The 11,674-nt window shown below is 46.4% G+C and carries 10 protein-coding genes; 9 read left to right on the forward strand and 1 reads right to left on the reverse strand.

Translation table 11 applies throughout. The features are described 5' to 3' along the window. Positions 1-38: 38 nt before the first annotated feature. Positions 39-2,138 (reverse strand): tetratricopeptide repeat protein, encoded by a 2,100-nt coding sequence (locus A8L45_RS22645; RefSeq protein WP_068905617.1) that lies wholly within the window; start codon positions 2,136-2,138, stop codon positions 39-41. 446 nt (positions 2,139-2,584) lie between these two features. Here A8L45_RS22645 and A8L45_RS22650 point away from each other — a divergent pair, with 446 nt between their 5' ends. From A8L45_RS22650 to A8L45_RS22690, 9 genes are all read left to right on the forward strand, one after another. Next, positions 2,585-3,733 (forward strand): flagellin, encoded by a 1,149-nt coding sequence (locus A8L45_RS22650; protein WP_068905618.1) that lies wholly within the window; start codon positions 2,585-2,587, stop codon positions 3,731-3,733. A 254-nt stretch (positions 3,734-3,987) separates the two neighbouring features. Continuing rightward, positions 3,988-5,145 carry a flagellin gene (locus tag A8L45_RS22655; protein ID WP_068905619.1) on the forward strand — a complete coding sequence of 386 codons (1,158 nt, stop codon included), beginning with the start codon at positions 3,988-3,990 and terminating at the stop codon, positions 5,143-5,145. 201 nt (positions 5,146-5,346) lie between these two features. Then, complete coding sequence (locus tag A8L45_RS22660; protein ID WP_068905620.1) at positions 5,347-6,465, forward strand: flagellin; 1,119 nt, start codon at positions 5,347-5,349, stop codon at positions 6,463-6,465. A gap of 69 nt (positions 6,466-6,534) precedes the next feature. After that, positions 6,535-6,948, forward strand: coding sequence for a flagellar protein FlaG (locus A8L45_RS22665; RefSeq protein ID WP_068905621.1), 414 nt, complete (start codon positions 6,535-6,537; stop codon positions 6,946-6,948). 11 nt (positions 6,949-6,959) lie between these two features. After that, positions 6,960-8,330, forward strand: coding sequence for a flagellar filament capping protein FliD (fliD, locus tag A8L45_RS22670; protein WP_068905622.1), 1,371 nt, complete (start codon positions 6,960-6,962; stop codon positions 8,328-8,330). Then, a complete protein-coding gene (gene fliT / locus A8L45_RS22675) occupies positions 8,331-8,624 on the forward strand; it encodes a flagellar protein FliT (protein ID WP_068905623.1) in 294 nt (97 codons plus the stop codon). A gap of 8 nt (positions 8,625-8,632) precedes the next feature. Next, positions 8,633-9,037, forward strand: coding sequence for a flagellar export chaperone FliS (fliS, locus tag A8L45_RS22680; RefSeq protein WP_068905624.1), 405 nt, complete (start codon positions 8,633-8,635; stop codon positions 9,035-9,037). 164 nt (positions 9,038-9,201) lie between these two features. After that, positions 9,202-10,662 (forward strand): sigma-54 dependent transcriptional regulator, encoded by a 1,461-nt coding sequence (locus A8L45_RS22685; RefSeq protein WP_068905625.1) that lies wholly within the window; start codon positions 9,202-9,204, stop codon positions 10,660-10,662. Between the two features lie 160 nt (positions 10,663-10,822). Then, on the forward strand, positions 10,823-11,674 hold an 852-nt coding region (locus tag A8L45_RS22690), incomplete at its 3' end, for a sensor histidine kinase (RefSeq protein WP_068905626.1).

Raw genomic sequence — 11,674 nt, forward strand, 5'->3', positions numbered from 1 at the left:
AGCGGGTTTTTTTATGGCCTTTAGAAGTTTGACTCTGCTTAGTTCAAACGTCGCTTGATATGTTTAGCAATACTGTCAACCACCGGATACTTATTGTCTGTCAATGGCGGATAGTAATAAGAAAAGCCATGCCCCCAAATGAGATCAACAGGCTGAGAGGGATCTGAATCTTTATCCCATGCATAAAACAGGTGGCATTCTTTGCCGATTGCACAGGCCAGACGAAAAATTGCCGTACCAGCACTAACTATCAAATCACAAGCTTGTATCACCGCAGCCGTGCCAATAAAGTCATCGCGAAGATCGACGCCTTCCAATTGGACTATCTCTACACCACACAGTTTTTTTACTTTTTTGATTTCTTTGCTGCAATCGTCATATTGCAGATTCACAAAAAGGGTGTCGGGGCATTGTCTAACTAACTGAGCGACATCTTCAACGGATAAGAAATGGACGTTCCTGCTTGCCCCTGCCAGACCACTTCGCCAGCAGATTCCCACCACATGTTGTTTTCCTGATTCGGCTTTCAGCGTCTCGAGTTTTTCCTTCCACAATTCAACCTGCACATCGGGTGGTGACAGGTAACTATCGAGAAAGTGGTGTTTACCGTATGCTGAATAGGCGATAGCACCAAGGCTACCGCCAGCGATCCAGCTATCAATATCATCAATGACATCTTTTGGGATATCTATCGCCTGATGTTCGACACGTTTTACCGGTACTGCGGTTACCTGCGGATAGGCAAGCTTTAAAACGGCCTCCAATCTCGGCTCACAGACGACATAAGCCTTTGCACAGTTCTCTGCCAGCATTGCGAGATTGTGAAAAAATTCTATTTCATCACCAATCCCCTGTTCAGGTATTACTAATACCTTGTCATTTTTTGGACGCGACAAATCCCAGCGAGCCAGTTCGCCCTGAAAACTCAGACGGCTGCCACAATCAATCCCTTTTTCAAATGCTGCATAATAGTTTTTCCAATCCCCCAGAGTCCGGTGTACGAAACAAGCGTTAAAGGCGGCGTCAAGATTATCGGGTCTACGAGCAAGGTATTCGTCTAACAGTGCCAAGGATTTTTTCGGGTTTCCGGCATACCATTCGGTTTCTGCCAGAAAAGGAATTAATCTGTCTTTCTGGTTTTGTGTGTCAGCCCATGAAATTGCTCGTTCGAGATTATTTTTGCAAACATGGATATTGTCTGCAGTGAAATTATGTCTTGCTCTGAGTAGATGAAAACCGGAAAAAGCAGCTTGAGACAAAAATAGTCGATCTTCAGGATGGGAACGACTGAGTTCAGAAGCAAGCCGATTTACCTCAATCCAGTTTTGCTGATGTTCGTAGCTGTTGATCAGCAGGCGTTGGGCGGTCAGTTCGTCGGACTTTATCTTTAAGATCTTACGGCAATTTTTCCGCCCTGATTGGTGTTGCCCCATTAAAATTTCAGCTTTCGCTAAGAGCGTAAGTAAACGGATATCATTATCTGCAAAGTCAAGAGCACGCAATGTGGTTTGCCGGGCAGATTCTGGCTGACTCAATTCTATCTGAAGTTGGGCTAATGCCTTGTAAGCATCAAGATGGCGATCATCAATGGATATTACCGCTGAATACAAATCGGCAGCCTGTTGAAAGTTACCTTGGGCTTCAATTTGTTTGGCAACAGAAAGGGTTTTTTCGATTTCAGTGGCGATGTTTTGCCGCTTTTCTGTTTCCTTGTTGCGTAACTCTCTGACGGTTTTTTGGGTTTCAGCTCTGTGGCCCATAGCTTGGGCGAGCTGTTGTTTCAGTCGCAGCAAATCTTGACTGTCGGGTACTTGCTCAAGTAACGCATTAACGATCGACAACGCTTCATTATTATGACCGAGCTGGCAAAGTAAGTTTGCCTTGTCAAACCATACCGAAAGATTATCTGGCTCAACGTTAAGGGCAGTATCCAGTCGGCCCATTGCGGTGTCGAATTCATTATCTTCAATATCCAGCACGCAAAGTATTTGTAAAACGGCAATGTTTTTTGGTGCATGCTGGAGAATTTGTTCAAAGACCTCACGTGCCTGCGTTTTCTTTTGCTGTTGGTACAAAGACACACCATGCTGAAAAGCTTGTTCAAAGGTCATGGTAGTTGTCAAAGAGGTCTCATTCATTGCGATCACCCAAAAATGTTTAGCACAGTTTTAACACCTGATTGTCAGGCTAGGAGAAATTGAGCAAATACCGTGCCTGAACCTACGATTTCTGCCGTCTCTGGGCAATATATTTTGCTATCTATCACACTTTCATTGAAAGGTAATTGTTTTATCGACTTGTAAAATATGAATTTCGTTGCTGTTATTTAAGGGACAACTTTTTGCCGCTTTTGCGGAAAACATCAAAAAAAATATTGCCGCTTAAAAAAATAAATCTCCTAAGTTGTTGAGTTAACTAACTTTAATTTGTTGGCACGCTAATTGAATAAAAAATGAGCAAGTCCAAGTATTTCTTGGCAAGTGAACAAATGTAAAGCTGAAAAGCTAGTCCCGCGTGGTCGTTAAATTGTTGTGTTGCGGGCGAGCTGTTTCGCAGAGTTAAGCGAAAGTCAAAGGAGAGCAAAATGGGTGTAACAGTAAACACCAACGTGTCTGCAATGACTGCGCAGCGTTACCTAAACCAGTCGACTAACGCACTTGGGACGTCGATGGAACGCTTATCTTCTGGTAGCCGTATTAACAGCGCCAAAGACGACGCAGCAGGACTGCAGATTTCAAATCGACTCACGACCCAGATCCGCGGTCTTGATGTTGCGGTACGAAATGCCAACGACGGAATTTCCATTGCGCAGACCGCCGAGGGAGCCATGCAAGAGTCAACGTTGATCCTTCAACGTATGCGTGACCTCTCGCTTCAGTCTGCTAATGGCACCAACAGTGGTTTAGAGCGTTCAGCAATTCAGGAGGAAATTACAGCCCTCCAAGATGAGTTGAATCGTATCGCTGAAACGACAGCATTTGGTGGCCGTAAGCTACTAAACGGTACCTTTAGTCCATCATCGTTTCAGATAGGCGCTGATGCTGGTGAGGCGATGACCATTACCATGACCAGCATTCGAGCTGATGATAGCAGGATGGGCGGGGTCAAGTTCAGTGGCAGTGAAGCAAAAACTGCTGGCTGGAATGTCTCTAATGCGACAAAAGATATGAAAATAGTCTTTACATCTGATAGTGGCACGACGACATCTGTGTCCTTTGATGCCAAGGTGGGGGACGATATTGAAGAGCTTGCTACCTACATTAATGGTAAATCAGAAAGCAAGTTCAGTGCCTCGGTCACTGAGGGCGGATCGTTACAGATATTCTTCCGCGACCCTTATGTCAACGGCAATGTGACATTCAGCGGTGGGCTGTCATCTGCTCTTGGCATCGATGGAACCACAGGCGGAACTGCAGTCACTACCCAGAGTATCGATGTCAGTACGTCAGGCGGCGCGCAGATGGGTGTCAGTATCATTGACTCCGCACTTGACTATATTGATCGACAGCGCGCCGATCTTGGTGCCAAACAGAACCGACTGAGTCATACCATCAACAATCTCTCCAGTATTCAAGAGAATGTTTCGGCCTCCAATAGTCGAATACGGGATGTGGACTTTGCAAAGGAAACAACCCAGCTCACGAAGGGCCAGATAATGCAGCAGGCCAGCACATCAATTCTTGCTCAGGCAAAACAACTGCCACAGGCCGCGCTTAGCTTACTGGGTAATTAATGTGAGGCTAATCGAAAAAAGCGGCATAGAATTGCCGCTTTTTTTATGGCTAAATTTCAAATAAATTTATTTTTCTGCTCCCCTCGTTTTCTCTGGCCTAGAGAGAATAAAACAACGTTTCTTTTCTTTCGAATATCTTTTTAAAACGTTATTGACAAGATGCCTTACTAAAGAAAATCAATATTTTGCCGACAAAATAACCAATAGCAGCGCGAGAGAAATGCTCACGTTATTGCAATTTGTCTGGAGGCAATATGTCATTCAGTATTTTGACCAACATGTCATCCATGCGGGCATACCGATTTCTGCACAGGACAAACGGGATGTTAAATACTGCCATGGAGCGTTTGGCCTCTGGTCAACGCATTAACAGTGCTAAAGACGACGCGGCAGGTCTGCAAATTGCCAACCGTCTCAACAGCCATATTAGAGGTATGGATGTCGGGATGAGAAATGCCAATGACGGTATGTCGATGTCGCAAGTAGCTGAGGGGGCCATGCAAGAGGCAACCAATATGTTGTTCCGCATGCGTGACTTGGCACTGCAATCTTCTAATGGCTCCAATAGCGCTAAAGAACGCGAATCGATGCAGGAAGAGATATCTGCATTGAAGGACGAAATAAACCGTATCGCGGAAACAACCAGTTTTGCAGGTAAGAAGTTACTCAACGGCACGTTCGGCTCTGCTGCGATCCAATTTGGCGCAGAAGCAGGAGAGGCTGTAGTGATGTCGTTGGACAGTTTGCGAACTGACAATAGTGAATTGGGTGGACGCTTGGTCACTGGTAGCAGTGCGAAAAGTGCTGGCTGGACGGTATCGGCGGGCAACACAACGTTGCTAATCGACTTCGTTTCCAGATCCGGAAAAACAGTCGATATGACCATAAATGCAAATGTCGGTGATGATATTGAGGAAGTAGCCACCCTGATAAACGGCTATGCCGATGGCAATCTGAGTGCGTCCGTTGATGAGGACGGCAAGCTCCGGCTATTTATGCCTGATGCAGACATGGCCACATTCACTGTGAGCGGTGGGTTGGAGGATGATTTATCACTTAACGGCCCAATGCCGGGGGGCGGGGTCATTTCTGAAAGCAAAATACTTAACGATCTGGATATCAGTACGATTGGCGGCGCGCAACTCGGTGTCGGCATTATTGATGCCGCACTTGAGCACATAGATAGTGAGAGGGCGAAGTCAGGTGCATTTCAGAATCGACTCGGCCACATCATCAATAATCTGTCGACAACGCAGGAAAACCTGTCTGCGTCGTACAGTCGGATCATAGATACCGACTTTGCCCGGGAAAGTGTCAACTTTACTAAGGCGCAGATACTTGAACAGGTAGGCACCTCTGTGCTTGTTCAGGCGAAGTCATTACCGATTAATTTATTGTCCTTGCTGCGATAAGTGTGATCTGTATTGCCACAACGGCTGAGTATTGCCGTTGTGAATGAGAGTAACCCCCCACTTTTGATTGTGTTTTTAAATAGGCAAAAAAAAATATAAAGGTTTTCTTCACCTTGCCGTTAAACAGGGTGAGAAGTAATGAACTGGTTTTCCCTGGATTAGCTGGGCGGAAATCAGAGAAAGAATGAATGGAGAATAGTTATGGCTATTACTGTAAACACGAATGTGTCTGCAATGACCGCTCAGCGTTTTTTGAACAATTCAACCAACTCGTTGAATGATTCTATGGAGCGACTCTCATCGGGCTTGCGCATTAACAGCGCGAAGGATGATGCTGCGGGTTTGCAAATTTCTAACCGACTAACTGCCCAGAGCCGCGGTCTTGATGTCGCCGTTCGAAATGCTAACGATGGTATTTCTATGGCGCAGACAGCAGAAGGTGCAATGGAAGAAACCACCAGCATCCTGCAACGTATGCGTGACCTGTCTCTGCAGTCTTCAAACGGCGTGAACGGCTCGCAAGAGCGTGAGTCCATTCAGGAAGAGGTTGTTGCTCTTCAGGATGAACTTAACCGTATCGCAGAGACGACATCTTTTGGTGGCTCTAAGCTGCTGAACGGCACATTCGGTACCCGTTCGTTCCAAGTAGGTGCGGATGCTGGTGAAGCCGTAATGATGGAATTTAAAAACGTCCGAGCTGATGAAGCTGAGATGGGTGGTCAGGTTCACACTGCCGGTAACGGTAAGTCTGCTGGCTGGACTGTAGGTGCTGCATCAACCATGAAGCTTGTTATCGATGGTTCTAACAGCATCACTATCAACGCGAAAGCGGGTGACGATATTGAAGAAGTGGCGACCTACATCAATGGTCAGTCTGATAAGTCTGTCTCAGCATCAGTAAATGAAGATGGCAAGCTTGAGATTGTCGCCGCATCAGGTTCAACAATCACGTTCTCTGGTGGTCTATCGACCTCTCTGAACATGACTAATGGTGCAGGTACCGCAGAGAGCATTCAGGATGTTGATGTAAGTACTGTTGGTGGTGCTCAGACTGCCGTAGGTCTTATTGATAATGCCCTGAAGTATGTTGACTCTCACCGTTCAGAGCTCGGTGCGAAGCAAAACCGTCTGACGCACACTATCTCGAACTTGACCAGTGTTAATGAGAATGTCAGTGCGTCGAATAGCCGAATCAAAGACGTTGACTTTGCGAAAGAAACGACTCAGTTCACTAAGTCGCAGATTCTGCAACAGTCTGGTACGTCGATTCTGGCACAGGCGAAACAAGCGCCGTCAGCAGCGTTGAGTCTTTTAGGTTAAAATTAGGTAGAAAGCCATCGGCGGTGAATGATGGGCATTCACCGTCAATAGCATAAGAGGTGTACAGCAATGGACAATTCATCCGTTTCACTGTCATCTGCGGCTCAAGTGAATCCACAATCAGGCACAAATGTTGCAGGTAAAAATGTGGATGGTGAGCAACCTAAGATCGCAACCCAGCAGGGACAGCGCCTTACTGACGAAAAAGACACTGGCAGCAAGCAAGTGACAGAGCAGTTGGGCAAGGCGCAAAAGCTGCAAAAAGAGCAGCTTGAAATGCTGGTAGGCCGTTTGGATGAGTTTGTCTCTACCTTTAACAAGGGCCTGTCATTTCGACTGGATGAAGAGTCTGGCCGTAGTATCGTCACAGTGTACGAAATGAGTACCGGTGATGTGATACGTCAGATCCCAGAAAAAGAAATGCTGGAACTTGCTCAGCAACTCTCACTTCATGCGAGAGGGTTGGTTCAGGAAAAAGTTTAGTAGAGGCAACTATGGGTTTAAGTGCATCGGGTTTAGTCAGCGGGTTAGATATTAACAATCTTGTCACCCAACTGGTTGAAGCTGAACGTGCCCCCAAGCAGGGTCGTATTACCAAGCAACTGAATGATATCGAGACAGATATCAGTGCTTATGGTCGACTCAAAGATGCACTGGATAAAATGAAAGACGTAATGTCTAAGTTTCGTGATGACCATACGTTCGCAGCCAGATCCTCAGCCTCCGATGACTCGGAGGCTGTTTCTGTTTCTGCAGAGCCTGATGCCATGACGGGTTCCTATTCTGTCGATGTACAGCAACTCGCTCAATCGCAGAAACTGGTATCTTCTGCTTTCACTGAAGGCATGGATTTTGGTGCTGGTAGTATGACGCTGCAACTTGGCAGTGAGTCATTATCTATAACGATTGGCGACACTGAGAACTCATTGTCTGATATCGCAAACCTCATTAACAAGCACGAATCCAACCCTGGTATTGCCGCTGCTGTCATTAAAGATGATGATGGTGAGCGTCTGATCCTCGGCTCCGAAAAAACGGGAGCCAGCAATACTATCTCTCTCTCGGTCGACTCCAGTGTGTCGGGTGAGTTGAATAATCTCGCATATGTCCCCGGCTCTGTGTCCAACCTCAACGAGGTACAACAAGCCAAAGACGCGCGTATTGTTGTTGATGGCCTGGCAACAATCACCAGTTCTAACAACACTTTTAGTGATGCGATCCCCGGTGTGAAAATCGAGGCAAAAGAACTGAGCGCGGGTTCTCCAGTAAACATCTCCGTCAGCGAAGATAAGGCGGCCGTCAAGAAAGTGATGGAGGAGTTTGTAGACTCCTATAATGCCTTTTTCCAAATTACTCAGTCAGTCGCCAAATATGATCCGGAATCTCAAACTGGCGGCGCACTGGTGGGTGATAGTCTTATCCGCTCAATGACAGGACAATTGAGAACCGTTTTCTCCTCGCCGATAGAGGGGGCACCTGAGTCAATGAAAACGTTGAGTGAATTCGGTGTGACGACGACCCGTGAAGGTCGCTTGGAAATTGATGGAGACATCATGGACAAGCACCTTGATCAGAATTTCAGCAAACTGGGTGAATTTTTTGATGGCAATAATGGCTTTGCTAAAGCACTCGAAAAAACCATTGATCGATTCACCAGCTATACGGGCTCTATTAAAAACCGGGAAAACAGCCTTAATGACCAGAAAGATCGTATCCAAGACGATCAGGCTGCGCTCGATATGAGGATGCAAGCGCTCGAAGAGCGTACTCGTCGTCAATTTTCTGCCATGGAGAGCGCCATGGGACAGATGCAATATCAAATGTCCGCCATGATGAGCATGATGCCTGCCATGGGAAATCAGTAAATGTCTCTGATCAATCAACTTAGCGATATTGATGACCAGTTATTGACGCTGCTAGCCGAGAAAGAGGTGAACGTTGATAGACTGGCATGTTTATTGAATGAAAGAAAACAATGTATTGACGAAATTCGCGAGCAACAAGCACTTCCTGATGAAGATATTTGGCAAGAGGCGATATCAAGGAGTGAGGCGATTTTCGACAAGATGCAAGAGCACCATAAAATCGCTTCGCAACAGCTTTTCAATATGAAAAAAGGGCGAAAGTCGGTGCAGATTTACCAACGTATAAGCCGGTGAGGAATATTATGAGAGGCTCCCTTAAGGCCTACAAAAAAGTCTCTATAGACAGTCAACTCAGTGAGGCATCTCCTCACAAAGTTGTGCAGATGTTGATGGCAGGTGCTATTGAACGTCTTGTGCAAGGTAAAGCGGCCATGCAAGCTGGAAACGTCGCTATCAAGGGTGAACGTCTGGGCAAGGCGCTGGATATAGTGATTAGCTTGCGTTCATGCTTATCAATGGACGAGGGCGGTGAGATCGCCGAGAACCTTGATGCATTGTACGACTTTGTCATTCGTCAGATTTCTGTCGCCAATCGGGATAATCTCGAGCAGCCAATCGATGACGTTGTCGAAATTCTCATGGAAATTAAGTCAGCATGGGATCAAATTCCGGCTGAATATCACAACGCAAACGTTGTAGGGGCCTAAGTCGCATATTTAACATATTCCTATTGATTGGCACTGGAGTCACAGGTTTTATGGGTCTCCGGTTGCCTTATGATGCACAATAACTACAATATCGCGGTGTGCAACGCTAATTGGCATCAGTTGCGTAAGAAATCAATGGAATTTGAGGTAGATACTACTCACTCATGCAATGTTTAGCGAAGGTCCTGGTCGTAGATGATGATGATAGGTTCCGTCATGATCTCGGCGTCATTTTTGAATTCATAGGTGAACAGTTTGTCTCGTGTTCATCGACTGAGTTTGACGTGTCCGTGTGGAAGCAAGCTGAGGGTACTTTCTTCCTCGGCCATGTTCATTCCCCGGAGACTCTTGCTCAGATAACCCATTTCCTGTCTATTAATAACCATATCCCTGTTATTGCCGTAAGTGCCCATGCCAGTGAAGTATCTGGATTGCCAAACTTTGTTGGCGAGCTGGCTTTGCCTTTGAATTATCCTCAGTTATCTGACGCGTTGAGGCATTGTCAGGAATTCTCTGGCAAGACCGCTATTAAGATCCCTCAGCTTCAGCAGAAGAATACCTTGTTCAGAAGTATGGTTGGCCGCAGTGACACTATCACTGAGGTGCGTCACTTAATTGAGCAGGTTGCTCCGACCGATGCCAACGTATTGATTCTTGGTGAGTCGGGAACGGGTAAAGAGGTGGCTGCGAGAAATATTCATTTTCACTCAAGCCGAGGAAAAGGCCCGTTTGTGCCTGTTAATTGCGGTGCAATTCCGCCGGATTTGCTTGAGAGTGAGCTTTTCGGTCACGAAAAAGGTGCATTCACTGGCGCGATTTCCGCGAGGAAAGGCCGATTTGAACTGGCGGAAGGAGGAACCCTCTTTCTTGACGAAATCGGTGATATGCCGCAACCAATGCAAGTGAAGCTGTTACGTGTATTGCAGGAACGATGTTTCGAAAGGGTTGGCGGCAACAAAACAATAAAAGTTAACGTCAGGGTTGTTGCAGCAACACACCGCCATTTACCGACCATGATCCAAGATGGTGGCTTCCGCGAGGATCTGTTCTATCGGCTTAATGTCTTCCCCATCGAAATGCCCGCCCTGCGCGAGCGTATTGAAGACATCCCTTTATTGGTTCAGGAACTTCTGGCAAGAATGGAAGCGGAAGGGGGATCTCAGGTTCATTTGACTCCCCGTTCGGTCTCGTCTTTGATGGAGCATTCCTGGCCCGGCAACATCCGTGAGCTGGCTAATCTGATCGAGCGCTTGGTTATCCTTTATCCGGGTCAGATGGTTGACGTCAATCGTTTGCCGTCAAATTACCGTTACACGGACATTCCTCATTTCACGCCGGAAACCGGATATCTGGAAACGGAAGAAGAACAGGAAAGGGACGCCCTCAATGCGATGTTCTATGAGGAAGATCCGATAGATGACGCGGTTTCTGCACTTAATGAGTTGCCTCCGGAAGGGGTGAACCTCAAGGAGATGCTTGCAGATCTGGAAATTGACATGATTAGGCAGGCGCTTGAAGCTCAACTGGGCGTTGTAGCTCGGGCAGCAGATATGCTCGGGATGCGTCGTACGACTCTGGTTGAGAAGATGCGCAAGTACGGTCTGAATAAAGATGATATTGTTTAGTTAACATCTAAACCCCAAGAATAGAAGGCGAGGTCAAAAAAATGACTTCGCTTTTTTATTGGCACTTTTCCTAATTAACTGAAAAATATGAGATAAAATTTTGGCACATTCCGTGCTTTATGGGGGTATGTCAAAATTTAAACGTGGTTAGCAAAAACAGATGGATGCCATTGATTCGCCGTTGGGATCATTAGAACAACAACGCCAGAGATATAAGCAAGTGCTGGATGTTATGCCTGCTGGAGTTATCTTATTAGACTCCCAAGGCTGTGTTGCTGAAGCCAATCCCGAAGCGGTTCGTTTACTTGGGGAGCCACTAGAAAAAGAGCGTTGGCTGGATATTATTCAGCGTGCTTTTGCCCCCCGAGAGGATGATGGTCACGAAGTCTCATTACGTGATGGTCGAAAAGTAAAGCTAGCCATTTCAGCGTCTGAACTTGGACAGTTAATTGTGATTACTGATATGACCGAGACTCGCCTATTGCAGTCCCGGGTCAGTGATCTCCAGCGCCTTTCATCATTGGGCAAAATGGTGGCGTCACTGGCACATCAGGTGAGAACGCCGCTATCAAGTGCGCTTCTATACGCAGAAAACCTTGCCGTTCCCTCTTTATCTCCAGATTCTCGCCAGCACTTTCAGCGAAAGCTGGTGGACAGACTGCACGACCTTGAAAAGCAGGTTAACGACATGCTGTTGTTTGCCAAAGGTGGCGATAACAAGGTGGTTGGTCAGTTTACCGTTGAAGATCTCCTAAATGAATTTGAGCCTATGATTGAGGCCACCATAGTCAATCAAAATGTGGATTTTTCAATTCACTGTAATGATGAATCTCATTCCTTACTTGGCAACGTCAATGCGTTAGCCAATGCGATGTCAAATTTAGTTATTAACGCCGTCGATATAGCCGGACATGGCTGCCAGATTTCGATAGATGTACGCAGAATCAACGATAAATTACTGATATCAGTATCTGACAATGGCCCGGGCATTGATAAAGCCCAGCAGGAAAAA

Source organism: Veronia pacifica (assembly GCF_001707825.1).
GTDB lineage: Bacteria > Pseudomonadota > Gammaproteobacteria > Enterobacterales > Vibrionaceae > Veronia > Veronia pacifica.